The organism is Actinosynnema sp. NPDC037264, from assembly GCF_055603705.1.
In genome coordinates, this window is record NZ_JBVJVK010000001.1 from 119,642 (window position 1) to 145,389 (window position 25,748).

24 protein-coding genes and 1 tRNA gene are annotated in these 25,748 nt (G+C 71.2%); 15 read left to right on the plus strand and 10 right to left on the minus strand.

Features of this window, described 5'->3' with window-relative positions:
* Positions 1–15 precede the first annotated feature (15 nt).
* From ACZ7GX_RS00605 to ACZ7GX_RS00620, 4 genes are read left to right on the plus strand one after another with little or no spacing between them, the layout of a single operon-like run.
* Entirely contained in the window at positions 16–774 is a 759-nt protein-coding gene (locus tag ACZ7GX_RS00605; RefSeq protein WP_498771285.1) for a YcnI family copper-binding membrane protein, read from the plus strand.
* Positions 771–1,334, plus strand: a complete 564-nt coding sequence (locus ACZ7GX_RS00610; protein ID WP_498771287.1) for a copper resistance CopC family protein — start codon at positions 771–773, stop codon at positions 1,332–1,334. Before ACZ7GX_RS00605 ends, ACZ7GX_RS00610 begins: the two co-directional genes overlap by 4 nt.
* On the plus strand, positions 1,331–2,353 hold the full coding sequence (locus ACZ7GX_RS00615; protein WP_498771289.1) for a CopD family protein: 1,023 nt from the start codon (positions 1,331–1,333) through the stop codon (positions 2,351–2,353). Before ACZ7GX_RS00610 ends, ACZ7GX_RS00615 begins: the two co-directional genes overlap by 4 nt.
* Positions 2,354–2,411: 58 nt before the next feature.
* Positions 2,412–3,206, plus strand: a complete 795-nt coding sequence (locus ACZ7GX_RS00620; protein WP_498771291.1) for an NAD(P)H-binding protein — start codon at positions 2,412–2,414, stop codon at positions 3,204–3,206.
* 46 nt (positions 3,207–3,252) lie between these two features.
* On the opposite strand, the gene ACZ7GX_RS00625 is transcribed toward ACZ7GX_RS00620, so the two are convergent.
* The 3 genes from ACZ7GX_RS00625 to ACZ7GX_RS00635 form a co-directional block, all read right to left on the minus strand.
* A complete protein-coding gene (locus ACZ7GX_RS00625) occupies positions 3,253–3,537 on the minus strand; it encodes a hypothetical protein (RefSeq protein WP_498771293.1) in 285 nt (94 codons plus the stop codon).
* Between the two features lie 96 nt (positions 3,538–3,633).
* Positions 3,634–4,524 (minus strand): aminoglycoside phosphotransferase family protein, encoded by an 891-nt coding sequence (locus ACZ7GX_RS00630; protein ID WP_498771952.1) that lies wholly within the window; start codon positions 4,522–4,524, stop codon positions 3,634–3,636.
* 19 nt (positions 4,525–4,543) lie between these two features.
* Complete coding sequence (locus ACZ7GX_RS00635; RefSeq protein WP_498771295.1) at positions 4,544–5,866, minus strand: NsdA family TPR-like regulatory protein; 1,323 nt, start codon at positions 5,864–5,866, stop codon at positions 4,544–4,546.
* Positions 5,867–6,141: 275 nt separating this feature from the next.
* Between ACZ7GX_RS00635 and ACZ7GX_RS00640 the strand changes: the two genes are divergently transcribed.
* Together ACZ7GX_RS00640 and ACZ7GX_RS00645 are read left to right on the plus strand one after the other, a co-directional pair.
* Complete coding sequence (locus ACZ7GX_RS00640; protein WP_498771297.1) at positions 6,142–6,465, plus strand: hypothetical protein; 324 nt, start codon at positions 6,142–6,144, stop codon at positions 6,463–6,465.
* A gap of 13 nt (positions 6,466–6,478) precedes the next feature.
* A complete protein-coding gene (locus tag ACZ7GX_RS00645) occupies positions 6,479–6,841 on the plus strand; it encodes a hypothetical protein (RefSeq protein ID WP_053714584.1) in 363 nt (120 codons plus the stop codon).
* 395 nt (positions 6,842–7,236) lie between these two features.
* Here the strand turns inward: ACZ7GX_RS00645 and ACZ7GX_RS00650 are convergent, their stop codons facing one another.
* From ACZ7GX_RS00650 to ACZ7GX_RS00660, 3 genes are read right to left on the minus strand one after another with little or no spacing between them, the layout of a single operon-like run.
* Positions 7,237–8,022, minus strand: coding sequence for an SDR family NAD(P)-dependent oxidoreductase (locus ACZ7GX_RS00650; protein WP_498771299.1), 786 nt, complete (start codon positions 8,020–8,022; stop codon positions 7,237–7,239).
* A gap of 16 nt (positions 8,023–8,038) precedes the next feature.
* A complete protein-coding gene (locus ACZ7GX_RS00655; protein ID WP_498771954.1) occupies positions 8,039–9,211 on the minus strand; it encodes an MFS transporter in 1,173 nt (390 codons plus the stop codon).
* Between the two features lie 47 nt (positions 9,212–9,258).
* On the minus strand, positions 9,259–10,485 hold the full coding sequence (locus tag ACZ7GX_RS00660; protein ID WP_498771301.1) for a glycoside hydrolase family 1 protein: 1,227 nt from the start codon (positions 10,483–10,485) through the stop codon (positions 9,259–9,261).
* Positions 10,486–10,604: 119 nt separating this feature from the next.
* Here ACZ7GX_RS00660 and ACZ7GX_RS00665 point away from each other — a divergent pair, with 119 nt between their 5' ends.
* Positions 10,605–11,219: a TetR/AcrR family transcriptional regulator gene (locus tag ACZ7GX_RS00665; protein ID WP_498771303.1), complete on the plus strand. Its 615-nt coding sequence runs from the start codon at positions 10,605–10,607 to the stop codon at positions 11,217–11,219.
* A 119-nt stretch (positions 11,220–11,338) separates the two neighbouring features.
* Here ACZ7GX_RS00665 and ACZ7GX_RS00670 read toward each other — a convergent pair whose 3' ends face one another.
* Positions 11,339–12,526 (minus strand): amino acid deaminase/aldolase, encoded by a 1,188-nt coding sequence (locus ACZ7GX_RS00670; protein WP_498771305.1) that lies wholly within the window; start codon positions 12,524–12,526, stop codon positions 11,339–11,341.
* A 73-nt stretch (positions 12,527–12,599) separates the two neighbouring features.
* Between ACZ7GX_RS00670 and ACZ7GX_RS00675 the strand changes: the two genes are divergently transcribed.
* Positions 12,600–13,886, plus strand: coding sequence for a D-arabinono-1,4-lactone oxidase (locus ACZ7GX_RS00675; RefSeq protein ID WP_498771307.1), 1,287 nt, complete (start codon positions 12,600–12,602; stop codon positions 13,884–13,886).
* Positions 13,887–14,240: 354 nt separating this feature from the next.
* Here ACZ7GX_RS00675 and ACZ7GX_RS00680 read toward each other — a convergent pair whose 3' ends face one another.
* From ACZ7GX_RS00680 to ACZ7GX_RS00690, 3 genes are all read right to left on the minus strand, one after another.
* Positions 14,241–14,873: an SDR family oxidoreductase gene (locus tag ACZ7GX_RS00680; protein ID WP_498771309.1), complete on the minus strand. Its 633-nt coding sequence runs from the start codon at positions 14,871–14,873 to the stop codon at positions 14,241–14,243.
* A gap of 14 nt (positions 14,874–14,887) precedes the next feature.
* Positions 14,888–15,505, minus strand: coding sequence for a hypothetical protein (locus tag ACZ7GX_RS00685; protein ID WP_498771311.1), 618 nt, complete (start codon positions 15,503–15,505; stop codon positions 14,888–14,890).
* Between the two features lie 447 nt (positions 15,506–15,952).
* Positions 15,953–16,038 (minus strand) — tRNA-Leu (locus tag ACZ7GX_RS00690).
* 116 nt (positions 16,039–16,154) lie between these two features.
* On the opposite strand from ACZ7GX_RS00690, the gene ACZ7GX_RS00695 reads away from it, so the two are divergent.
* The 7 genes from ACZ7GX_RS00695 to pknB all read left to right on the plus strand — a co-directional run bounded on the left by ACZ7GX_RS00695 (position 16,155) and on the right by pknB (position 25,687).
* Positions 16,155–17,339, plus strand: a complete 1,185-nt coding sequence (locus ACZ7GX_RS00695) for an FHA domain-containing protein (RefSeq protein WP_498771314.1) — start codon at positions 16,155–16,157, stop codon at positions 17,337–17,339.
* A gap of 55 nt (positions 17,340–17,394) precedes the next feature.
* Positions 17,395–17,856: an FHA domain-containing protein FhaB/FipA gene (locus ACZ7GX_RS00700; RefSeq protein ID WP_498771316.1), complete on the plus strand. Its 462-nt coding sequence runs from the start codon at positions 17,395–17,397 to the stop codon at positions 17,854–17,856.
* Positions 17,853–19,238, plus strand: a complete 1,386-nt coding sequence (locus tag ACZ7GX_RS00705; RefSeq protein WP_498771318.1) for a PP2C family protein-serine/threonine phosphatase — start codon at positions 17,853–17,855, stop codon at positions 19,236–19,238. The genes ACZ7GX_RS00700 and ACZ7GX_RS00705 overlap by 4 nt, the downstream gene beginning before the upstream one ends.
* 4 nt (positions 19,239–19,242) lie before the next feature.
* Entirely contained in the window at positions 19,243–20,706 is a 1,464-nt protein-coding gene (locus ACZ7GX_RS00710; RefSeq protein ID WP_498771320.1) for an FtsW/RodA/SpoVE family cell cycle protein, read from the plus strand.
* Positions 20,703–22,166, plus strand: a complete 1,464-nt coding sequence (locus tag ACZ7GX_RS00715) for a peptidoglycan D,D-transpeptidase FtsI family protein (protein WP_498771322.1) — start codon at positions 20,703–20,705, stop codon at positions 22,164–22,166. The genes ACZ7GX_RS00710 and ACZ7GX_RS00715 overlap by 4 nt, the downstream gene beginning before the upstream one ends.
* Positions 22,166–23,611, plus strand: coding sequence for a serine/threonine-protein kinase (locus tag ACZ7GX_RS00720; RefSeq protein WP_498771324.1), 1,446 nt, complete (start codon positions 22,166–22,168; stop codon positions 23,609–23,611). The genes ACZ7GX_RS00715 and ACZ7GX_RS00720 overlap by 1 nt, the downstream gene beginning before the upstream one ends.
* A 72-nt stretch (positions 23,612–23,683) precedes the next feature.
* Complete coding sequence (gene pknB, locus ACZ7GX_RS00725) at positions 23,684–25,687, plus strand: Stk1 family PASTA domain-containing Ser/Thr kinase (protein ID WP_498771326.1); 2,004 nt, start codon at positions 23,684–23,686, stop codon at positions 25,685–25,687.
* The last annotated feature ends 61 nt before the right edge of the window (positions 25,688–25,748 follow it).

Below are 25,748 nucleotides of genomic sequence, written 5' to 3' on the forward strand. Positions count from 1 at the left end.
AGGAGCCACAACTTCATGTCGACAAAGCGATTTGGCGCGCGCACGCTCGCCAAGGGCGGCGCCGTGCTCGGCACCGCCGCGATCCTCGCGCTGACCACCGCGGGCCTGGCGTCCGCCCACGTCACCGCGTCCACGCCGAAGGACGCCGTGCAGGGCGGGTACACCAAGGTCACGCTGCGCGTGCCCAACGAACGCCCCGACTCGGGCACGGTCAAGCTGGAGCTGACCCTGCCCGCCGAGTACCCGCTGGCCTCGGTCAGCACGAAGCCGACGCCCGGCTGGAAGGTCGAGGCGGTCAAGGAGAAGCTGGCCACCCCGGTCAAGAGCCACGGCCGCGAGGTCACCGAGGCCGTGCGCACGGTCACGTGGACCGCGGAGCCGGGCAACCGCATCGAGCCCGGCCAGTTCAACGAGTTCGACCTGTCCATCGGGCCGCTGCCGGACAACACCGACCAGTTGCTGCTGCCGACCAAGCAGACCTACGACAGCGGCGAGGTCGTCGACTGGAACGCGCCGCCGCCCGCCGAGGGCGCCGACGAGCCGGAACGCCCCGCGCCCGTGCTGAAGCTCGTCGCCAAGACCGACGGCGACGCGCACGGCACGGCCACCACGACGGCGGTCGCGGACACCGGGCACGACCCGGCGGCGGCCGGCTCGACCGACGACACGGCCCGCTGGCTGGGCGGCGCCGGTCTGGCGGTCGGCGCGCTGGGGCTCGGGTTGGGTGCGGGAGCCGTGCTGCGGTCCCGCCGAGCGGGCAAGCCGACGGCATGAGGCGCGTCGTCTCGCTGCTGCTGACCGGCCTCGTCGCGGGCGCGGTCGTGCTCGGCACGGCCGCACCGGCGTTCGCGCACAACGTGCTGGTCAGCAGCGACCCCAAGGACGGGTCGCGGTTGGAGGCCGGGCCGGCGGCGATCACGCTGACCTTCGACCAGGCCGTGCAGGCCGGGGAGAAGTTCAACACGATCACCGTCACCGGGCCCGAGGGCACGCGCTGGGAAGCGGACGGCGAGCCGACGGTCAAGAACAACAGCGTCGTCTTCCCGGTCCGCCCGCTGGGCCCGGCCGCCGAGTACACCGTCGGCTACCGGGTCCTCTCCGCGGACGGGCACCCGGTGACGGGTTCGCTCAAGTTCACCCTGACGAAGGAGGGCAGCGGCACGCCCGCGCCCGCCTCCTCGTCGGCCGCCCAGGACCCGGCGGCACCGTCGCCCGGGTCGGGCGGCGTGCCCATCTGGGTGTGGATCGCCGGCGCGGCCGTGCTGCTGGCCGGTGGCGCGTTCCTCGCGCTGCGCGGCGGCGCGGACAGCGCCAAGGAGAGCACCAGGCGATGACGGCGAACCGGACCACCACCACCGCGAACAGGTACTGGGTCGCCGGCGGCCTGCTGGCAGGCGGGGCCGTCGGCGTCTTCCTGGGCCTCGGCCTGTCCACCACACCGGAAGCGGTGGGCGTGGCCGAGCCGGGGGTGGTGGTCCGGTTCGGCCACCCGTTGGTGCGAACGCTGCTCGACCTGGCCGCGACGATCGTCGTCGGCCTCTCGCTGCTGCCGAAGCTGCTCGGGTTCAGCCGGCCCGCCATCACCGAGCCGGTGATGCGGATCGCCCGACCCGCCGCCGTGGTCGCGGCGGCGGTGTGGGCGTTCACCGCGCTGGTGTCGATCGTGATCCGGGCCTACGAGACGCGCCCGGACGCGGAACTGACCATGCCGATGGTCGTGGACTACGTGCAGCGCGTCGGCGCCGGGCAGGGACTGCTGTTCAGCGCGGTGTGCGCGCTGGTGTACCTGTGGATCGGCGTCATGGCCGTGCGCCGGGGCGAGTCGGTGCCGGCGGAGCTGCGCATCCTGATCGCCATGTTCGGCCTGCTGCCGCTGCCCGTGACCGGCCACGCGTCGAACTGGAAGTACCACGACTACTCCATGATCTCGATGGAGCTGCACGTGCTCGGCGCGGCGGCGTGGACCGGTGGCCTGGCGGCGCTGGTCGTGCTGGTCGCCCACCGGCGGGGACTGCTGGCCGAGGCGCTGCCGAAGTTCTCGAAGCTGGCCACGATCGCGCTGGTCCTGGTGTCGGTGACGGGGTTGTTCAACGGCCTGCTGGAGCTGGCGCTCAACCCGGTCGTCGGGCTGCCGGGCTCGCTGTTCACCACCTCCTACGGCCTGGTCCTGGTCGGCAAGGTCGCGTGCGCCGCGGCGCTGGCCGTGCTCGGCGCGAACATCCGGTGGCGGTTCCTGCCGCACATCGCGCAGCACAAGACGACGGCGATCGTGGGCTGGGCCGCGGTGGAGCTGGCGATCATGGGCATCGCGTTCGGCCTGGCGGTCGTGCTCTCCCGGGCGCCGGTCGCCTGACCCGTCGGCGGGTCGGCGCCGGCGCGAGGATGTCGGACCCCTGTGATTGGGTCGATCCATGGCTGATCGACCGATCCTGGTACTGGGCGCCACCGGCTCGACCGGCAGGCGGCTGGCCGCGCGGCTCTCCGGAGCGGGCCACGCCGTGCGCCGGGCGTCACGCCGGGGCGAGGTGCGCTTCGACTGGTCCGACCCCGGCACGTGGGCGGGCGCGCTGGACGGCGTCGAGCGGGTCTACCTGATGGCGCCGCACGAGCTGCCGGTCGAGCCCGGCTTCGTGGCCGAGGCCGTGGCGCGGGGCGTGCGGCGGTTCGTGCTGCTGTCCACCCGCGGCGTGGTGGAGATGGGCGACGAACGGCTGCTCGCCGCCGAACGGCTGGTGCGCGAGTCCGGCGTCGGGTGGACCGTGCTGCGGCCGGACTGGTTCGACCAGAACTTCGACGAGGGCTTCTTCCGGCCCTCGGTGCTCGCGGGCGAGCTGGTGCTGCCCCTCGGCGAGAAGGAGCAGGCGTTCGTGGACGCGGGCGACATCGCCGCGGTGGCCGCCGCCGCGCTGACCGAGGACGGGCACGAGGGCGAGGTGTACGAGGTCACCGGGCCCGAGGCGTTGTCGTTCCCGCAGGCGCTCGACGTGCTCGCCCGGGTCACCGGCCGGGAGGTGGAGTTCCGCGGCACGCCCGCCGACTACCGGGCCGTCGTGCCCGCCGACCTGGCCGAGGAGCAGATCAAGGCGTGGGACGCGCTGGCCGACGGCGAGCCGACCGACACCGTCGCCCGGATCACCGGACGTGAGCCCAAGAGCTTCCACGACTACGCGGTGGAGGCGTGGGAAGGAGGGGCATGGCGCGACTAGCCGTCGGCGAGTGGTCCGTTCGGTGCGACGAGCTGCGCCGAACGCCCTAGTCGGTGACCGGTCGGGCGGAAGAGTCCTCGCGAAGCCGGGTCAGCGCCGCCATCGCGTCCTGACCACGCCGTTCGAGCTCCTTGGCGTCGATCCAACCGTTGGCGAAGTACCGGTAGTCCCGCGCGAGCTTCACCAGTTCGGCCAGGTAGGTCGCCGAGCGCCGCCGCCGCTGCTCGTCGAACGACGCCAGGAACGGCAGCTGCGTGTCCACGACCTCGTCCAACATGCGGGCGGCCCGCAGGGCTCGCCTTCGCCGCAACACCGGCAGATTCCCGACCACTCGCACACCTCGCCGACCCCGTCACGCCATCCGTCGATGCCTCAGTCGTGAAACGCGCGCCGAGCGTTACCGGTTCGTTCCCCCACGACCCCCGTTTCAGCGGTAGGGGGTCCACGGAGTGGTGGTGTCGCCCGCGCGCAACGCTTTGAGCCGGCTGTGCAACTCCTCGCGCACGCCGGGGTGGCTGCGCATGATCGGCAGCACGCTCGTGGTCAGCTTCAGCTCCCTGACCTCGCGCAACACCGGGAAGCCTGCCCACCGGGTGACGTCGAAGCCGTACTCGTCGGCCAGCTGCCGGTACCACTCGGCGGGATGGCCGAAGCGGGCGACGCCGACCGGCAGGGTGCTCAGGTCCCACTCGCGCGGCCCGACGCTGGTGGAGTCGAAGTCGCAGATCACCGGGCCGTCGGGGCTGGGGATGAGGTTGCCCAGGTGCGCGTCGCCGTGCAGGACGCCCTGCGGCAGCACGGTCCGCAGCTCGGCCAGGCGGTCGTCGGCCGCGGCGCACCGGTCCTCCAGGAACCGGCGGTCCGGCGCGGACAGCTCCTCGGCGTCCGCGATGCGCCGGCGCACGTCGTCCAGCGGCGCCCAGCGCGGCAGGTCGAACTCCGGCGCGGGCAGCGCGTGCACCTGGCGCAGCACCCGGCCCAGGTCACGGCCGTCGACGGGCCTGCCACCGGACGGCACCGTGTGCCACACCGTGGCCAGGTGCTCGCCGATCGCCAACGGCTGCGGCACGCCCTCGACCAGCCGCACGGCCGGCACGTCGTGCGAGGCGAGCCACCGCGCGACCTCGACCACCTTGACCGCGCGGTGGCGCAACGTCGTCGAACCGACGATCCGCACCACCACCCGGTCGACGGGCAGGTCGAACACGGCGTTGCTGGTGAACTTCACCAGCCGCGCGCCGCGGTGCGCGAACCCCAGGTCGGCGCACAGCCGCCTCAGCACGGCGGTCAACGCGGTGGAGGTGAACCTGCCGTCCAGGACCCCGACTCCCCGCAGTTCAGGCCGCGCTGTCGTTGCCGGTGAACTTGGCCAGGCGTTCGGCCAGCTCACGGGCGTCGGGGTTGTTCCGGCGCTTCTCGGCTTCGTGCTGCAGCGGCTTCATCCGGTCCTTCGTGCGGACCGACTTCAGGCCCTCGGACAGCTCGATCGCCTGCCGGCCGAGCCGCGCGCCGTGGTCGATGTCGCCGTCGAGCAGGTGGTTGATCGACAGGGAGGTGAGGTTGAACGACCGGCTGCGGGTCATGTCCTCGCCGTAGCCGCCGATGGCCTTGGTCAACGCGGGCACGGCGGTGCGCGTGTACTTCGCGTCCACGGTCTGCGCCAGCTCCGTGTGCACGGTGCCGATCATCGCGGACAGGTCGTTGGCGTCGAAGAACTTCGCCCACGCGGGCGCCTCGCCGATGTTGGCGCGGGCGAACTCGTCGCGCGCCCGCCCGAGCAGCTTCAGCGCCTGGTCGTCGGAGCCCATCTTCGCGTAGGCCCACGCCTCGTTGGCGCACAGGATGCCGACGGCGAGCTCCGAGCCGGAGTTCTGCGCGGCCAGCTGGCCGAGCTGGAACACCTTCAACGCGTCGTCCGGCGCGTTCTGGTGCAGGTAGACGCGGCCCATCCGGTACAGGATGTTGGCCACGAGCTCTTCCTTGCGCCCCTGCTTCGCCAGGCCGAGCGCCTGGCCGAAGTGGTTGCGGGCCGAGTCGTACAGGCCGGTGTCGAACGAGGTCCACCCGGCGAGGTTGTGCAGGTCGGCGAGCGCGACGTACAGGCGTTCCTTGACCAGGTCGGTCGCGTTCGCGCCGAGCATCTGCTGGCCCCACGAGAGCTGGGCGACCACCGCGTCGCGGCACGAGCCGCCGCCGTACTGGTAGTCGAGCGTGCGCAACGCCCTGGTGGCCGCTTCGACCTGTCGGACGTCGGTCATGCCGATGCGGCCAGGGGCCGGAGTCTGCGCGGGCGACGAAGCCCAAGACCCGGAGTCCGTACCGAACACGGCCGCGCCGACGGTGATGGCGGCGGCGTGCGCGAGGAACTTCCTTCGCTTCACCGACTCGTCCTCCTCAGAATGGGGTGACTCCGCCGTGGCGGCCACCCTCACTGCCGTGGCCTCGTCGTAAGCGAGACCCATGTACCCCCTGGGTACGCCCAAGCCCGCGGCGATCCGCGCGAGGACGTCGTAGGCCATGACCTGGCGTCCCTTGAGGATCTCCGAGACTTCGGACTGCGACTGGCCCGTCAGCGCCGCGATCTGGCGCTGCGAGACACCGTGCCGTCGGAGCAGCCGGTAGACCGCGCTGATCTCTCGTCTGGCCAGGGCGTCACGCATCTCCTGCTGGTCCCAGACCTCTGGGGTAACAGGAGAGCTTGGCGAACCGATGGTGTTCAATTGCGCCCCCTCACAGTCCTTTGGGCGTCAACGGCAGAGTAGGGGCACTCCCCCGACTGCGAGAAGTACCGATCGGCGAGGCTGATCGGCCCTGCCGAACTCCACTGACCGCTTACCGTGGAACGGCCACCGGCCAGCGCTATGACGTCCCGATCCGGGTTGAATCATCGCAATCTAAGTTCCGGTAAGCGAGTGAGCACGGAGAGGAACATGTCGTGGACCTGATCGAGCGGGCGGTGAGGGCCCCTGGTGGGTCGGCAGCGCCTGCCGTGGCCGCGACCGACGCCTCTCCCTCACCCCTGTCCGTCCAGGAGTCGACCGACCTCGGCTCCGGATGGCGCGGCACGACCGGGCACCGTCGCTGGTGGCGCATCCGCTGCAGCGACGTGGTCGACCGGGAGCGCTGCCTCACCGTGATGGTCGACCGGGGCCGCGTGGTCCTGGTCGGTCCTCCCGGCGAGACGGCGGTCCTTTCGGCCGACCAACTCGTACAACTCAGGGCCGCGCTACGTGAGGCCGCCGAGCAGGCGGAAAGGTGACGGTGACGTTTCGGTGGACGAGATCCTCGGACAAGTTCTTCGCAACGCGGTGTGGGAGCGGTTGGACCTGCTCACAGAGCTGGCCAACGAGGCCGACGCCCCGTCCCTCCTGTCGGTGGCACGTTCCGAGCTCCCTCGGCTGACCGAGGGGTGGCGGGCCCTGCTCGCCGCGCACGAACCGGACGAGAAGGGCAACTGCCCCGAGTGCTCCGGACGGTGGCGGCAGCAGAAGAGCCCCTGCTCGGTGTGGCGCGCCGCGTACGAACACCTGGTCGCGGGCGGTTTGGCCCCGCGCCCGGCTCGGCACCTCCGATCGGCGCCGGTGACGCCTCCTGTCACCCGTTCGCGCCGGGGAATGGTGGTCCGAGCCCACTAACGGGCGGCCCCGACCTGTCGTTCCCCCGACGCGACCAGGTCGAGCACCCGCCTACTGGCCGGCGGTCCGGGACGTGCGAACCCCCGACCGCGACGAACGGACCGCCGGCCAGCTAAAGCTCCACCAGCCAGAGTTCCACCAGCCAAAGCTCCACCCAGCCAGAGTGCCAGCAGCAGGAACCAACTACACAGACATCCGCGGGCCGGTGTTGTGCACACCTTCCCTCCCCGACCGACACTGGTCCGCGGGCACCACTCGGCCCCGATGTCCGCACCTCCCGCGCGGACGTCGGGGCCGTTCAGCGTGATCAGCCCGGTCAGCGAGATCAGCCCGGTCAGCGAGATCAGCCCGGTCAGCGTGATCAGCCGGGTCGGTGGTGAGGCCGGTCGGCGCGGTCAGCGGTGGGTGCCGGTCAGCCAGGTCAGGTACCCGGTCACCCCCGGGAACAGCCGGCCGGCCAGGTCGAACGCCTTCAACTGCCACGGGAACACCGCCTCGTCCCGCTCCCGCTCCACCACGTCGGCGATCCGCGCCGCGACCACCTCCGGCGTGACGGTCGGGATCAGCCTGGCCAGCCTCGGGATCCGCTCCTCGGCGCCGGGGTTGTTGACGAAGTACCTGCTGCTCACCTTGCCCGGCACGACCTCGCTCACCCCGACCCCGGTGCCGCGCAGGTCCATCCGCAGCGCCGCGGTCATCCCGCGCAACGCGTAGCGGGCCGCCGCGTACCCGGTCGCGCCGGGGATCGGCAGGCGGGACACCGGCGAGTTGACGTTGACCACCCGCCCGGAGCCGCGCGCCCGCATGCCGGGCAGGAACTCCCTGGTCAGGTGCAGCGCGGCGGTGAACGGCAGGGCGATCATCCCGGCCAGCTCGGGGGTCGGGGTCTCGTCGAGGAACAGCCAGCGGCCGACGCCCGCGTTGTTGACCAGCACGTCCGGCACGCCGACCTCGGCGACCACCCGTTCGGCGAGCGTGCGGATCCCGTCGACGTCCGCAAGGTCCGCCGGCACGGCGAGCGCACGCCCACCGGTCGCCGTGATCCGTTCGACCTGCTCATCGAGCGCTTCACCGCCGCGTGCCACCAGCACGACAACCGAACCGCGCCCCGCGAGCGTCCGGGCCGTCGCCGCGCCGATGCCCTGCGACGCGCCGGTCACCACGACCGCCTTACCCGCCAACCGCAACGAACTCCCCCTAAGCCACGGAACGAACCCTGGTCACGAACGCCGCCGCGCACAGCGTGGCGACCGCCGACACGGCGAACAACCCCCGGTACCCGCCTAGCGACGCCAGCACGAACGTCGTCAGCAGCGGCGCGATCACCTGGGGCAGCGAGTTGGCGATGTTGAGCACGCCGAGGTCCTTGGCCCGGTCCGACGCGGCGGGCAGCACCTGCGTCAGCAGGGCCAGCGCCACCGCCCAGTACGCGCCGAAGCCGAGCCCGAGCAGCGGCGCGGCGATCAGCGCGGCCGGCCACGTCGGCCACGCGACCAGCAGCAACGCGGCCAGCGCCATCACGCCGGCCGCCAGGAGCACGTACGGCTTGCGGCGGCCGGTGCGGTCGGAGCGGGCGCCGACGGCGAACGCGCCGATCGCCAGCGCCACGCCGTAGAGCAGCATCAGCACCAGCAGGCCGTTCTCGGGTTCCGGGTGCCGGACCACGTCACCGAGGAAGTACAGCAGGTAGAGCGTGCCGAACGCGTTGCCCAGGTTGATCATGAAGTGCGCGCACCACGCCCAGGCGAAGTCCGGGTGCCGCCTCGGCGACACCCACAGCTCGCGCCACCGCAGCGCCGGGCGGGCGGCGGGCGGCAGGCGGACGTCCGGGGTGATCAGCACGAACGCCAGCGCACCGGCCACGACCAGCGCCGCGCACGCCAGGTACCCGTTCGCCAGGCCGCTGACCAGCACCGTCACCACGATCGCGCCGAGCACCGTGCCGAGCATCTGGGAGATGCCGACGAGCCCGCCCACCTTGGCCCGCTGCCGCACGGGCACCCGGTCGGGCACGGCGGAGGTGAGGCTGGCGAGCATCCCGTTCAGCCCGGCCTGCACCAGGCACCACCCGATCACCATCACACCGACGGATGACGCGGACGACAGCACCGCCAGGCCGACGGCGCCGACGAGCGCGCCCGCGAGCGTCCACGGGTGCCGCCGGCCGAACCGGGACGTGGTGCGGTCCGACGACAGCCCGATCAGCGGGTTCGCGACCAGGGCGACGACCGCGCCGATGCCCGTGACCAGGCCGAACACCGCTTCCTTCGCGGTGGAGTCGAGCAGTTCGGCCTGCTGCGGCAGCAGCACCTGGATGGGCGCGTAGATGGCCAGCCAGAGGCCGAGGTTGGCCAGGAACAGCCACGTCATCCACGACCGGCGGACCGGGACGGCCGGTTCCGCCAACGCCTCCGCCGTCACTGCCTGATCCGATCGCGGTACCACTCGTAGGAGGCACGCGGGGTGCGTTGCTGCGTTTGGTAGTCGACCTGGACGAGGCCGAACCGCTGCGAGTACCCCGAGTCCCACTCGAAGTTGTCCATCAGGGACCACACGAAGTACCCGCGCACGTCGGCCTTCAGGGCTTCCGCGATGTGCGCGTCCAGGTACGCGATCCGCTCGGTGTCGTCGAGCGAGTCGGGGTAGCTGCACCCGCTCTCGGTCACGTAGACGGGCGGCAAGTCGACAAATCGATCTCGCAACAGGGAGATCATCTCGGACAGCCCGGACGGCACCACCGGCCAGCCGAAGCCGGTCTTCGGGTACTCGTCGACGTCCACCAGCTCGAACGGCAGTGGGTTGCCCTCGGACGGCAGCCGCAGCCGGGTCGGGTTGTAGTAGTTGACGCCGTAGAAGTCGAGCGGCGCGGAGGTGATCGCCAGGTCGCCGTCCACGATCGGCAAGCGGTCGGCCAGCGAGTCCGGGTAGCGGCCGGCCAGCTGCGCGTCGGCGTAGAGCCAGTTGTGCAGATCGGAGTAGGCGTCGGCGGCGGGCCCGTCGGCCGGGGTGGCGGGCCAGGCGGGCGTGTGGTTGTTGGCCGTGCCCACGGCGCGCGCTCCGACGGACCGCAGCGCCTGCACCGCGAGCCCGTGCGCGAGGTTGAGGTGGTGGGCGGTCGGCAGGGCGTCGAAGAGCAGCGCCTTGCCCGGCGCGTGCTGCCCGGTGGCGTACCCGAGCAGGGTGACCATCGCGGGCTCGTTGATCGGGATCCACATCGCGACCCGGTCGGCCAGGCGTGCGGCGACCCGCTCGGCGTACTCGGCGAACCGGTGGGCGGTGTCGCGGGCGAGCCAGCCGCCCTCGGCCTCGACGGCCAGCGGCGTGTCCCAGTGGTACAGCGTGACGACGGGCGCGATGCCGGATTCCAGCAGCTCGTCCACCAGCCGGTCGTAGAAGACCAGGTCGCCCGCGAGCACCCGCGGCCAGGACACGGAGAACCGGTAGGCGCCGACGCCCAGGGACCGCATCAGGCCGACGTCCTCGCGGTAGCGGCGGTAGTGGTCGCACGCCACGGACGCGTCCTGCCCCTCGAACGCCGGGAACGCGTCCCACACGGACGGTTGCCTGCCGGCGGCGGTGAACGAGCCCTCGATCTGGAAGGCGGAGGTCGACACGCCCCACAGGAAGTCGTCGGACAGGGTCACGCAAGCCTCCCAGAACATGAAAGTGATTCGGATCGTAGGCGTGTTGCGCGGTGAAGTGAAGTGGAAAGGTCCATTACCGGGCACTATGGAGTCCCGCCATCCATTCAGCAGGAGTCGCCGTGACCAGTACGACCCCGCTGCGCCGTCAGCCGGTGCAGCAGCGCAGCGCCAAGCGCGTCGAGCGGATGCTCGAGGCCTGCGCACAGCTCATCGAGGAGGTCGGCTACGACGGAGTCACCACGACATTGATCGCCGAGCGCGCGGGTGTCGCGGTCGGCTCGCTGTACCAGTTCTTCCCCGACAAACGGGCCGTCGTGCAGGCGCTGACCCTGCGCAACCTGGAGAAGTTCATCCAGACGGTGGACGGCCGGTTCACCTCGACCACCCTCGACCACTGGTGGGACGCCGTCGACTCGATCTTCGACGTGTACGTCTCGATGCACCGCGAGGTGCCCGCGTTCTCGAAGCTGCACTTCGGCGACGTGGTCGACATGCGGCTGCTCGACGACCGGCGCGACAACAACACGGTCATCTCGGACCGGATCGCGGAGATGATCTCGGCGAAGTTCGACATCCCGCTCACCGAGCTGCAGCTGCCGATCTCGATCGCGGTCGAGGCGGCGGACGGCGTGCTGAACCTCGCGTTCCGCCGCGACCCGGCCGGTGACCAGCGGATCCTCGAGGAGGCCAAGGCGTTGGTGCGCGGGTACCTGTCGACACGACTTCCGAGTTAGGTCCCAGGTCGGGCCAGGTCGGGTCGGGTTGGGTCGGGTCGGCTGTCCACGGCCAGGTTTGGTCGGCCGGGTCGGGTTCGGTCGGGTTGCGTTGGGTTGGGTCGGTCGGGTTGGGTTGTTCAGCCGAACGAGTGCCCCTCGCCCCGGTAGGTGGGCACGGTCCGCTCCACCACGCCGCCCCGCACGACGTGGTAGTGGGTGAACCGCTCGGCCAACTCGCCCGCCTTGGCGTGCCGCAGCCACACGCGGTCGCCGAGGCGCAGCGAGTCGGCCGCCCGGCCCACCACCGGGGTCTGCACCTCGCCCGCGCCCTCCAGCGGCAGCAGCTTCAGCCCTACCGGCAGGTACGGGGTCGGCTGGCGGTCGGCGGTGGCGGTGCCGGAGGCGATGTAGCCGCCGGAGAACAGCGTGGCCACGTGCCGCTTCGGTCTGCGCACGACCGGCAGGGCGAACAGCACGGCGGGCTTGGGCTGGAAGCCGCGGTAGCCGTCGAACAGGGTCGGGCCGATGAGCCCGGACCCGGCCGCGAGCTCGGTGACCGACGGGTCGGCGGCGGTGATCTCCAGGCTGCCCGTGCCGCCGCCGTTGACGAACTCCAGCTCGGCGACCTGGCGCACGGCGGCGATCGCGACGGTGCGGCGTTCGACCAGCTCGGCGGCCGAGTGCCGTTGCATCCAGCGCAGGACCGCGCCGCGCACCGGCTTGCCCGGCGGCTGGTCGCCCAGGCCCGCGATCTGCCCCTCGTAGCCCATCACGCCCACCAGCCGGAACCCCGGCCGGCGCACGATCGCCTCGGCCAGGGCACGCGCTTCACGTGCCGTGTGCACGGGTGACCGGCGTGGGCCGATGTGCAGCCCGGGCACCGGCCGCCAGGACACGTCCAGCTCCAGGCACACCCGGATCTCCGGGTGGTCGGGGCCGAGCACGGAGTGGACCAGGTCGAGGTGCGCGGTCGAGTCGACCACGATCGTGATCCTCGCCCGCGCCTTGTCGTCCTTGGCGAGCTCGGTCAGCGCCGCCTGGTCGACGGTCGGGTAGGCGACCAGGAGGTCTTCGGAGAGGTCGACCGACGACAGCCACAGCGCCTCGGCCAGCGAGTAGCACATGACGCCCGCGAAACCCGGCCGTGCGAGCACCCGTTCCAGCAGCGCGCGGACCCGGACGGACTTGCTCGCCACCCGGATCGGCCGCCCGGCCGCGCGGCGCACGAGGTCGGCCGCGTTGCTGTCGAAGGCGTCCAGGTCGACGATCGCGAGCGGGGGGTCGTGCTCCTCCGTCGCGGCGTCCAGGCGCGTGCGGTGCTGCATGGGCCTCACCGTACTTGAAAGGTGAATAGCTTTCACCTACGGTTCGTGGAACGCGTCACATCCGGAGGTGGGCATGGCGTCCCCGTGGACGAACTGGGCTCGCACGGCGTCCGCGAACCCCCACCGGGTAGAGCACCCGGCGAGCGTCGACGAGCTCGCTTCGGTCGTGGTGGGCGCGTCCAGTGTCCGCCCGCGCGGTAGCGGGCACTCGTTCACCGGGATCGCGGTCGCGCCCGGCGTGGCGATCGACCTCGACGCGTGGACCGGGATCGTCGACGTGTCCGGAACCTTGGTGACGGTCCGGTCGGGGACGACGTTGCACCAGCTCAACGCGTTGCTGGACGTGCTCGGGTTGGCCATGGCGAACCTCGGGGACATCGACGCGCAGACCGTCGCGGGCGCGATCTCGACGGGGACGCACGGCACCGGGGCGAAGCTCGGCGGGCTGGCGACGCAGGTCGTGGCGCTGGAGCTCGTGCTCGCGGACGGGTCGCTGATGCGGTGCTCGGCCGAGGAGCGGCCCGAGCTGTTCCACGCGGCCAGGGTCGGGCTCGGCGCGCTGGGGGTGATCAGCACGGTCACGCTGCGGTGCGTGCCGTCGTTCGTGCTGCACGCCCGCGAGTTCCCCGGTCGGTTGGACGCGGTGCTGGAGGAGTTCGACCACCTGACCGCGGTCGAGGACCACGTGGAGTTCCACTGGTTCCCGCACTCCGACCGGGTGATCGTGAAGCGGAACAACCGGGTCGACGAGCCCGCCGCGCCGCTGTCGGCGCTGCGCCGGTTCTACGAGTACGAGGTGATGGAGAACGGCGCGTTCGGGCTGGTCTGCAAGCTGGCGAAGGCCGTGCCGTCGACCACCAGGACGCTCAACCGGGTGTGCGGGTCGCTGCTGTCGGAGCGCGACTACCGGGACGTCTCACACCGGGTTTTCGTCACGCCCCGGCGGGTGCGGTTCGTGGAGACCGAGTACGCCGTGCCGCGGGCGGCGCTGCACGACGTGCTGAGAGAGCTGCGGGCGGCGGTGGGCGGCCTCGAGCACGGCGTCATCGTGCCGGTCGAGGTGCGGGTGGCCCAGGGTGACGACATCTGGCTGTCCACGGCGCACGGACGTGACACGGCTTACATCGCGGTGCACCAGTACCTCGGGATGCCGTACCGGCGGTACTTCGACGCGTTCGAGCGGATCGCGGGCGCGGTGGGCGGGCGCCCGCACTGGGGCAAGATGCACCGGCTCTCGGCTGACGACTTGCGGGGACGGTACCCGCACTTCGACGACTTCCGGCGGGTGCGGGGAGAGGTCGACCCGGAGGGGAAGTTCACCAACGCCTACCTCGACCGAGTGCTCGGTGAGCTTCGGTAAGCCGCGGTTGGGTGCGGTTGGGTGCGGTTGGGTGCGGTTGGGTGCGGTGAGGCTAGGGCGAAAAGATCAAAGAGTCCTCGCCGGACAGCAGATCAGCAGGATGACGACCGGTGGGTGGGTACGCGCCGGGTCCGTTGTGGGTCGGGTTTCGTGTCATCCCACCGACCTCCCTACGGGCTACCACACGTATCAAGGGGGCAGGCATCGGTGAATGCCGCGAGGTATCGGTGAACAGGCCCCCTTGACACGCGCGGTAGAGCGGAGCCAGGTCGGCGGGATGACACGAAGCCCTTCCTTTGGGGAAGGGCGTGTCGGTGGAGGGCGTGTCAGTGGACGGCGCGGGGGGTCGTGGGGCTAGAAGGCGTCGGCGATCGGGGTGTCGCCCGAGATCAGTTCGTAGGTGCGGCGGACGGTGCCGGGGCGGTCCAGGAGGGCGACGACGACGGCGGCCACGTCGGCTCGCGGTACGGAACCCCGTAGCGGATTTTCGGAGAGTTGGACGTGGCCGGTCGGCTCGTCGTCGGTCAGCCGGCCCGGGCGCAGGATCGTCCAGTCCAGGTCCCGTTCGCGCAGGTCCTCCTCGGCGGCGCCCTTCGCGGCCAGGTAGGCGTCGAAGACCTCGTCGCCGGTGGTGCGGCCGATGCCCGTGGCGCTGATCTGGATGAACCGGCGCACGCCCGCCCGTTCCGCCGCTTCCGCGAACAACACCGCCGCGGCGCGGTCCACCGTGTCCTTGCGCGCCACCCCGCTGCCGGGTCCGGCGCCCGCGGCGAACACCGCCGCACCCGCGCCGGTCAACAGTTCCGCGACCGAAGCGACGTCGGTCGCCTCCAGGTCGCAGTGGACGGGGACACCGCCCGCGTCCAGCACGTCCGCGTGGTGGTCCGGGTTGCGCACCAGCGCCGTGGCGCTGTCGCCCCTCGCGGCCAACAGCCGCTCCACCCGCAACGCGATCTTGCCGTGTCCGCCCGCGATCACTACCCGCATGGTCCGACCGTAGGTCAGGACGCGGTCGCCAGCACCTGCTCGTAGACGAGTTCGTTCACCCAACGGGTGGTCGCGGTGTCCTCGACCGGCACGGTCTCGTTGCGGCCGGCGACGTCCGTGCTCAGCTGGAGCTCCTCGTCGGCCAGCAGCACCGAGACGCCGTAGCGGCGCACCCGCGGCAGGCAGTTGGCCAGGTAGTCGTGCGTGAAGACGACCGACGTCGGCAGGACGGCGGCGGCGTTGCCGAAGCGGGCGAACGGCACCGCCGAGGCCAGCGCGGTCCGCCAGTGCCGGGCGACCGCCAGGACGCCGACGATCCGCACCGCGGCGGGCGGCACGCGGCCGTCCATCTCCGGCCACACCCAGGTGGACACGGTGGTGCGGTCGGTCTCCGGGCCCGCGCCGAGGCACAGCCGCTCGGCGTGCGCGTCGGCCAGCAGCTCCGCCACCACGATCACCTTGCGCCCCATGAGGACCATCTCGGGCAGCACCACGCCGTGCCAGCCGAGGCGCACCGCCGCGGAGGCGGCCAGCTCCTCGACGGAGCCGGGCAGTTCGGGAACCGGAACGGCGGTTGCCGACAGCGCCCTGGCGTCGTCGGTGTCCGCGATCCGTGCTGGTGTGCTGCTCACGCCAGGGCCTCCTCGGCAACCACGACGGGCTGTCCGCCGCGTTTCGACTCGTGCTCTGGGTAAGGCGTACCAGGTGGGACCGGTCGCACCCCCGGGGCAAAAGGCGTCCTGCGATCGGCGGCGTCGAGCGGTCGGTAACCGGTCGGCGACCGGCGGGGGGACTTCGGCCCGGCGGTGCTGCCGTCTGGGTGACCCGGGCGGCCCTCGGAGCCCGGAAGACTGCTCAGCGTGTGCGTCGCTCGCCTGGAACGACCGCCGGACCGGGGCCGCCGGCCGGCCCGACCACCACACCGCCGACCGCTCGCCGCGCGAAATCGACCGACCGCCCCCGAGCCGCCACGTTCGGCCGCGGCTGTGCGGGTGACAGACATCACGCGACCGCCGGCGGCGAAAAGACGGAAAAACCATGAAGTCCCACCCACGACCGTGGATGGGACTTCATGGTTTTGGTGGGCGAGGGGGGAGTTGAACCCCCACGTCCTTTCGGACACACGGACCTGAACCGTGCGCGTCTGCCATTCCGCCACTCGCCCGGAGCGACGTGGAGAACACTAGCATGGTCCCCGTCCGGGTTACCAATTGCCCCGTGTCCCGCCACGTCAGCCCGGATACGATCGGTCTTGGAAGTCGACCGGGTCGGAGGGTTGCCGTGGGCCTCGTACAGCGCTTCGAGCGCCGTCTCGAAGGCATCGTCGGGAACACCTTCGCGCGTGTGTTCGGTGGCAACGTCGTCCCGCAGGAAGTGGCCCAGGCACTGCAGCGGGAGGCGGAGAGCAACATCCGCGAGTTGGCGGGTGGCAGGTTGCTCGCTCCGAACCACTTCCAGGTCCTGCTGGGTCCGCAGGACCACGATCGGCTTGCCGGGGACGGTCAGGATGAACTACGCATCACCCAGCTTCTGGGGGACTCCATCCGGGAGCACCTCGAAGAGAGCGGATGGGATACCTATGGTGACGTCGTAGTCTCCCTGGAGCGCTCCGACGCGCTGCACACGGGACAGTTCCGAACCAGCTCGTCCGTCGACCCCGACGTGAAAGTTGCCAGCCGACGGTCAGCACCACCTCGCACTGCAGGAGACGGATCCATGAGCCAGCCTCCCGGCTACGGACAAGGACAGGGCCAGCCCGCCTACGACCCCTATGCACAGGGCGGCTACGGCCAGCAGCAGCAGGGCTATGACCAGCAGGGATACGGTCAGCAGCAACCCGGTTACGACCAGGGCTACGGCCAGCAGCAGCCCGGGTACGACCAGGGTTACGGCCAGCAGCCCGGCTACGACCAGGGCTACGGCCAGCAGCAGCCCGGCTACGAGCAGGGCTACGGGCAGCAGCAGGGCTACGACCAGGGTTACGGTCAGCAGCAGCCCGGTTACGGACAGCCCGGCTACGACCAGGGCTACGGCCAGCAGCCCGGCTACGACCAGGGCTACGGGCAGCAGGGCTACGGCCAGCAGCCCGGCTACGACCAGGGGTACGGCCAGCAGGGCTACGCCGACCCGGCGCAGGGCGGTTACGCGCCGCCGGCGGTCCAGTCCGGTCCCCGGCAGCTGAACGCGACGCTGCACCTCGACGACGGCTCCAACCGCACCTACAACCTCAAGCAGGGCGGCAACGTGGTCGGCCGCGGCCAGGAAGCGGACTTCCGGCTCCCCGACACCGGGGTCTCCAGGAGGCACCTGGAGATCACGTGGGACGGGCACAGTGCCATGCTCGCTGATCTCGGTTCGACAAACGGCACCACGGTGAACGGCACACCAGTGCAGACTTGGCAGCTCGCGGAAGGCGACGTCGTCCGCATCGGCCACTCCTCGCTGGTCTACCGCACCCAGGGCTGAGCGGTCGATTCGGGCGTAGGCGTGACGGCACTCAAGTCAGGAGCGGTTACAACCGGTGCCAGAGCTGGTGATGCAGCTGACCAGAGCGGGTTTCCTCGTCCTGCTCTGGTTGTTCGTGTTGGCTGCGCTTCGAGTGGTCCGCTCCGACCTGTACGCGGCGTCGGGGCTCCGTGTCCCGACGCCCAAGTTCGGCAGAGGCACTAACAAGGCCGCCCGGGGCAACAAGGCGGCCCGACAGCTCGTCGTGACACACGGCGCGCTGGCGGGCACGCGCATCTCCCTGGACGGCAGGCCGATCATGATCGGCCGTGCCGACGACTCCACGCTCGTGCTGGACGACGACTTCGCGTCGACCAGGCACGCGCGGCTGTCGATGCGCGGCACCGACTGGTACGTGGAAGACCTCGGCTCCACGAACGGCACGTATCTCGACCGGGCGAAGGTCACGGCCCCGATCCGGGTTCCGCTCGGCTCCCCGATCCGAATTGGCAAAACGGTGATCGAGCTGCGCTCATGACTCTCGTCCTCCGATACGCGGCCCGCAGCGACCGGGGCCTGGTCCGCTCGAACAACCAGGACTCCGTGTACGCGGGTCCACGCCTGCTCGCGCTCGCCGACGGCATGGGCGGCCACGCCGCGGGCGAGGTGGCCAGCAAGGTCGTCATCGCCGCCCTGGCCCCGCTCGACGACGACGAGCCGGGCGACGACCTGCTCGGCCAGCTGCGCGACGCGGTGATCGCCGGCAACGGCGCCATCTCCGAGCTCGTGCAGAGCGACCCCGACCTGGACGGCATGGGCACCACGCTCACCGCCGTGCTGTTCGCGGGCTCGCGGCTGGGCATGGTGCACATCGGCGACTCCCGCGCCTACATGCTCCGCAACGGCACGTTCACGCAGATCACGCACGACGACACGTTCGTGCAGTCGTTGATCGACGAGGGACGGATCACCGAAGAGGAAGCGGCCACGCACCCGCAGCGCTCGCTGCTGCTGCGCGCGTTGACCGGCCACGAGGTGGAGCCGAGGCTGATGGTGCGGGAGGCCCGTCCGGGCGACCGCTACCTGCTGTGCTCGGACGGCCTGTCCGGCGTGGTCAGCATGGAGACGCTGGAAGAGGCGATCCGCATCCCGGACCCGCAGGCGTGCGCGGACCGGATGATCGAGCTGGCGCTCAAGGGCGGCGGCCCCGACAACGTGACGGTCGTCGTCGCCGACGTGGTCGACGTCGACTTCGGGGAGGACGCGCCCATAGTGGGCGGCGCGGCCGGCGACGGCAGCGAAGACCCGCCACCACCCGACTCGCCCGCCTCGCGGGCGAGTTCCATCACCGGGCCGCGCCCGATCCCGCAGCGGGTCGAGCCGATGCCACCGCCGGACCCCCGGCGGGCGCGCGGCAACCGGCTCAAGGCGCTCGCCCTGGTGGTGTTCCTGCTCCTGCTGGTGGTCGCGGCCGGCCTGGGCACGCGCTGGTACGTCCTGCGCCAGTACTACGTCGGCGAGGGCGACAACGGCGAGGTGTCGGTGTTCCGCGGCGTCACCGGCAGCGTGTTCGGCTTCGACCTGCACCGCAAGGTGGAGGGCTCGTGCCCGCCGGGCGCGCAGGCGTGCGAGCCGATCACGGTGGAGGACCTGAAGGTCGCCACCAGGGACGTCGTGCGCAACGGCATCACCGACGTGGACGGCCTGGAGGGCGCCCGGGAGGCGATCCGCAGGCTGCGCACCGAGCAGACGCTGCCGTTCTGCCCGAAGGACACCGCGGAGAGCACCACGGGGACGTCCACCACCGCCGCGCCGCCGACGGCAACCTCGACCGAGGCGCCGGCGTCCACCACTGTGGAGGGGACACCCCTCACCACGCCCGTGCAGCAGCCGGGCACGGATTGCCGAAAGGGTCAGTAGTCGCATGGGTTCGCCGGTCACCGGCGCTGAGGGCACACCGCTCGCGGCGGCGAGCAGCACGTCGCCCGGGTTGAGGCCGCCCACGCGACGAAGCACCGAACTGTTCATGCTGGCGTTCGCCGCCACGTTGGTGACGGGCGCGCTGATCCTGGTGGAGGCCAACCAGGAGCAGGAACTCAGCATGAGGATCCTGTGGTTGGGCCTGGCGTACCTGGGGCTGCTGACCGTGGCGCACCTCGCGGTGCGCAAGTGGGCGCCCTACGCCGACCCGGTGATCCTGCCGTGCGTCGCGCTGCTCAACGGCCTCGGCCTGGTCATGATCCACCGGATCGACCTGGCCATGGCGGACGTGAAGCTGCCGAACAACCAGGTGTGGTCCTCCGCCGCGCCGAAGCAGGTGCTCTGGACGGCGATCGCGCTGGTGCTGTTCTGCACCGCGTTGAAGGTGCTGTCCGACCACCGCACGCTGGCCCGTTACGGCTACACGGCCGGGCTGCTCGGGCTGGTGGCGCTGGTGCTGCCCGGCGTGCTGCCGAGCTTCATCGCGCCGGAGATCAACGGCGCGAAGATCTGGCTGAGCTTCGGCGCGTTCTCGATCCAGCCGGGCGAGTTCGCGAAGATCCTGCTGATGGTGTTCTTCGCCGCGTTCCTGGTGTCGAAGCGGGACCTGTTCACCATCGCGGGCCGCCGGGTCCTCGGCCTGGACCTGCCGCGGGCCCGCGACCTCGGCCCGCTGATCGCCGCGTGGGCGGTCGGCGTGAGCATCATGGTCCTGCAGAAGGACCTGGGCAGCTCGCTGCTGTTCTTCGGCATCGTGCTGGTGCTGCTGTACGTGGCGACCGAGCGGGCCGCGTGGGTCGTGCTGGGCGTGATGATGTTCTGCGTCGGCGCGTTCGTGGCGTGGAAGCTGTTCGGCCACGTCCAGATCCGGGTGCAGAACTGGCTCGACCCGTTCGCGGACCCGTCCGGGGCGGGCTACCAGATCGTGCAGTCGCTGTTCGGGCTCGGCACCGGCGGGTTGTTCGGCGCGGGTCTCGGCGGCGGGCGGCCGGACCAGATCCCCGAGGCCAACACCGACTTCATCACCGCGGTGATCGGCGAGGAGCTCGGCTTCGTCGGGCTGGCCGCGGTGCTGCTGATCTACACCGTGTTCGCCCTGCGCGGCCTGCGCAGCGCGCTCGCCGTGCGCGACACGTTCGGCAAGCTGCTCGGCGGCGGTCTGGCGTTCGCGGTGGCGTTCCAGATCTTCATCGTCGTCGGCGGCGTGACGAAGCTGATCCCGATGACGGGCATCACCGCGCCGTTCCTGTCCTACGGCGGTTCCTCGCTGCTGGCCAACTACATCCTGGTGGCGCTGTTGCTGCGCATCTCGGACGCGGCACGCGCGCCGAAGTCGACGCCGAAGCCGCGACCGCAGCAGCCGGCGATCGCCGACCAGTTCACAGTCATGGTGGAGCGTCCGAAATGAACACACCGCTCCGCCGGGTCGGCCTCGCCATGATGGCGATGATCCTCCTGCTGTTGGGCAACGCGACGTACGTGCAGGTCATCAAGGCCGACGACTACCGCAAGGACCCGTTGAACCGCCGGGTGATCCTGGACCAGTACTCGCGGGAACGCGGCCAGATCATCGCCGCCGACGGCACGCCGCTGGCCAGCGTGCAGCGGGTGGACGACCGGCTGCGCTACCTGCGGACCTACGCCAACGGGCCGGTGTTCGCGCCCGTGACCGGCTACTTCTCCACTCTGTACGGCGCGGGCGGCATGGAGCGCGCCGAGGACGACCTGCTCAACGGCTCGGACGACCGGCTGTTCGCCCGCCGGGTGTCGGACCTGATCACCGGCCGCGACCCCAAGGGCGGCAGCCTGCAGCTGACCATCGACGCGAAGCTCCAGCAGGCGGCGTTCGAGCGGCTGCAGGGCGTGACCGGCACGGTCGTCGCGATCCGGCCGCAGACCGGCGAGATCCTGGCCATGGCCAGCACGCCGTCCTACGACCCGAACGTGCTCGCCAGCCACGACGTCGACGTGCAGGAAGAGGCCTGGACCGGCTACGACGCCGACAAGTCCAAGCCGATGCTCAACCGCGCGGTGCACGAGAACTACCCGCCCGGCTCGACGTTCAAGCTGGTCGTGACGGCGGCGGCGCTGGCCGAGGGCAAGACCAACGACACCAAGGTCGACGGCCGCCCGGTGATCACGCTGCCCGGCACGAACACCCCGCTGCCGAACTTCAACGACACCCAGTGCGGCGACGGCGTCACGGCCACGCTGCAGGAGGCGCTGGCCAAGTCGTGCAACACGGCGTTCGCGGTGCTGGCCGCCGAGCTGGGCGCGGACAAGCTGCGCGACCAGGCGGCCAAGTTCGGCATCGGCGAGCAGGACCTGTCGATCCCGCTGTCGGTGGTGCCCTCGACGCTCGGCCCGATGTCGGACAAGCCGTCGATCTACCAGACCGGCATCGGCCAGAAGGACGTCCGGGTGACGCCCCTGGCCAACGCGGTGATGGCGGCGACCATCGCCAACGGCGGCGTGCGGATGCAGCCGCACCTGGTCGGCAAGATCCTGGCGCCCGACCTCCAGGCGATCAGCGAGACCAAGCCGGACGAGGTCGACGAGGCCATGGAGGCCGACCACGCCAAGGCGCTGCGCGACATGATGATCGCCTCGGAGAACAACACCGGTGGCGGCGGCAAGCTCAGCGGCGTGACGATCGCGTCCAAGACCGGCACCGCCGAGCACGGCGAGAACGTGCGCTCGACCAACCCGCACGCCTGGTACGTGGCGTTCGCGCCGGCCGAGAAGCCGGAGATCGCGATCGCGGTGATCGTGGAGAACGGCGGCCAGCAGGGCCTGTCGGCCACCGGCGGCCGGGTCGCCGCCCCGATCGGACGCGCGGTCATCGGCGCCTACCTCGGGGGACGCTGATGCTGACCTCCGGCCAGTTGCTCGCCGAGCGGTACCGCCTCAGCAAGCGGATCGCCGTCGGCGGCATGGGCGAGGTCTGGGAGGCCGACGACACCCGGCTCGACCGCAAGGTCGCGGTGAAGGTGCTCAAGGCGGAGCTCAGCGGCGACGCCGAGTTCCTCAACCGGTTCCGCATCGAGGCGCGCACCACCGCGTCGCTCAACCACCCCGGCATCGCCGCGGTGCACGACTACGGCGAGACCGCGTCGATCCCGGACGGGCCGGAGGACACCGCCTACCTGGTGATGGAACTGGTCGAGGGCGAGCCGCTGGCCGCGATCATCTCGCGCGGCAGGCTGAACGCGGACCGCACGCTCGACCTGCTGGAGCAGGCGGGCAACGCGTTGCAGGCGGCGCACGAACGCGGGCTGGTGCACCGGGACGTGAAGCCGGGCAACATCCTGGTGACGCCGACCGGCAAGGTGAAGATCACCGACTTCGGCATCGCGAAGGCCGCGGACGCGGCGCCGGTCACGCACAGCGGCATGGTCATGGGCACCGCCCACTACATCGCGCCGGAGCAGGCCCTCGGCCACGCCGCCGAGCCCGCGTCGGACGTGTACGCGCTGGCGGTGTGCGGCTACGAGTGCCTGACCGGGCACCGGCCGTTCCTGTCGGAGAACGCGGTGACGGTCGCGATGATGCACATCCGCGACATCGCGCCGCCGTTGCCGCCGGACGTGCCGCCGGGCCCGCGCGCGCTGATCGAGGCGACCCTGGTGAAGGACCCGCGCCAGCGCTACCGCAACGGCGGCGAGTTCGCCTCGGCGGTGGGCGCGGTGCGCGCCGGGCAGCCGCTGCCCGCGCCGTCCGGCCTGGCGATGGCGGTCGGCGCGCCGATGGCCGGGCCGATGACGCCGCCCGCGCAGCACCCCCATCCCCAGCACCCCCATCTGGGCAACCCGGTGACCCATCCCGGGTCGCGACCGGGCATGCAACCCGTCCCACCAGGCATGAACACTCCGCACACGGGCGCTTTCCGTCCGTTGCCGCCGGGCCCGCGGCCGCCGGGGCGCAACCGCGCCGCGCTGTGGGTTATGGTCGCTGTGCTGCTGGTCGCGCTGCTGGTGCTCGGCGTGGTCATCCTGCGCTGGGCGCTGAAGGGCGACGAGGTGCCCGGCGGTGCGAACCAGCAGGGCACTGGCACCACGAGCGCCCGCCCGTTGGACGACTCGACCGATCGCCTCCCCGGCAAACCGAAGGTGACGATCACGAAGTCCGACTACGTCGACCTCCCGGTGGACGAAGTCGCGAAGAAGCTCTCCGGGCACGGCTTGGAACCCGAGGTGCACTCCGAGGACGGGGGCGCGCCGTTGGAGCCCGAGCGGTGCCTGGTGTCGGACCTGGCGCCGACCGGTGAGGTTGCGATCGGCTCACGGGTCACGGTGACGTGTGTGCCGACTTGACGCTGAAACGGTACGAAAGCGAACGCAAGGCTTGATGGTGAGACCGTTGACGAGGAGCGGGACGAAGCACTGATGAGCACTCCGCGACTGCTCTCCAACCGCTACGAACTGGGTGAGACCCTCGGCTACGGCGGCATGTCGGAGGTGCACAAGGGCCGGGACGTCCGGCTCGGCCGGGACGTGGCCATCAAGGTCCTGCGCGCCGACCTCGCCCGTGACACCCAGTTCCAGGAACGGTTCCGTCGCGAGGCCCAGAACTCGGCGGCGCTGAACCACCCCGCCATCGTCGCGGTCTACGACACCGGTGAGACCCAGACCGAGTACGGCCCGCTGCCCTACATCGTGATGGAGTTCGTCGACGGCCGCACGCTGCGCGACATCGTGAAGACGCAGGGGCCGCTGTCGGGCAAGCGGGCGATGGAGGTCATGGCCGACGTGTCGGCCGCGCTGGACTTCAGCCACCGGCACGGCATCGTGCACCGGGACGTGAAGCCCGCGAACGTCATGATCACCCGGGCGGGCGCGGTGAAGGTGATGGACTTCGGCATCGCGCGCGCGGTGCACGACGGCCAGGCCGCGGTCACCCAGACGGCCGCGGTGATAGGGACCGCCCAGTACCTGTCGCCGGAGCAGGCCCGCGGCGAGGCCGTCGACGGGCGGTCCGACGTGTACGCGTCGGGCTGCGTGCTGTTCGAGCTGCTGACCGGGGAGCCGCCGTTCACCGGCGACTCGCCCGTGGCGGTGGCCTACCAGCACGTGCGGGAGGACCCGAAGCCGCCGTCGGCGCTGAACCCGAAGGTGACGCCCGCGCTGGACGCGATCGTGCTCAAGGCGATGGCCAAGGGACCGGCCAACCGCTACCAGTCCGCCGCGGAGATGCGCGCGGACCTGGTGCGCGTGCTGTCCGGTCAGCGGCCCTCGGCGCCCGCCGTGATGACGGCGGAGGACCGCACCGCGGTGCTCAACCAGACGTCGTCGCCGCGCACCGAGGTCGCGCCGGCCGCCGGCGGTCGGCACCGGCCCTCCGCGCAGCGCGAGGAACCCGCCGAGTACGACCCGCTGGCCGAGGAAGAGGAAGAGCGGCGCGCCCGGCGCAAGAAGGCGATCATGGTCACCCTGGTCGTCCTGCTGTGCATCGCCGTGCTCGCCCTCGCCACGTGGATCACCACCACGCTGCTCAGCGAGAAGGACAACACCGCGGCCACGGACAAGGTCACCGTGCCGTCGTTGGTGGGCAAGGAGCAGTCGGCGGCTCGGGCCGAGTTGGAGGCCAGGCAGTTGACCGTCGAGGTCGTGCTGACGCCGTGCCAGCCGGGTTCCGAACCGGCCTGCAACGCGGACCAGATCGGCAAGGTGGTCCTGACCGACCCGCCCGCCAACCGCGAGGTCGAGAAGCGCAGCTCGGTCAAGCTGGTGATCGGCAAGGGCGCCGACAACGCGCCGGTGCCCAGCGTCACCGGGCTGAGCCCGACCGACGCGCAGAAGAAGCTGGAAGCCGAGGGCTGGGTCTTCCAGCAGGCCACCGAGACCGTCGAGACCGAGGACCCGAACCTGGTCGGCAAGGTCGTCGAGCAGTCGCCGGCTCCCGGCGTCTCGGCGGCCAAGGGCAGCGCGGTCACGGTGACGCTGGGCAAGGCGCCGGAGACCGCGCAGCTGCCGGACGTGACCGGTCAGACGCTGGACAACGCCCGCGCCACGCTCGAGGGCAACGGGTTCAAGGTGCAGACCAAGGACGTCGACAGCCCCGAACCGCTCAACGAGGTCGTGGCCCAGAACCCGGGACCGGGACGGGCGGAGAAGGGCACGCTGGTGACGTTGAGCGTGTCCAAGAACAACCAGTTCATCATGCCCGACCTGCGCGGCCTCACCGAGAACCAGGCGCGCACCAGGCTGAGCCAGGCCGGGTGGACGGGCAACGACCTCACCGTCACCGACAAGGAGACGGTCTCCGACATCAGCCAGAACAACAAGATCCTGGACCAGGAGATCAAGGCGAACGCGCCGGCGGGCAAGAACGCGCGGATCAACGTGATCCTGGCCGAGTTCAAGGTCGGCGGACCCACGTCCACCAGGTAGCCGGACCGCGAAAAGGCCCCCTCCACCTCGGAGGGGGCCTTTCGTCGTCAACGGGCCGGGT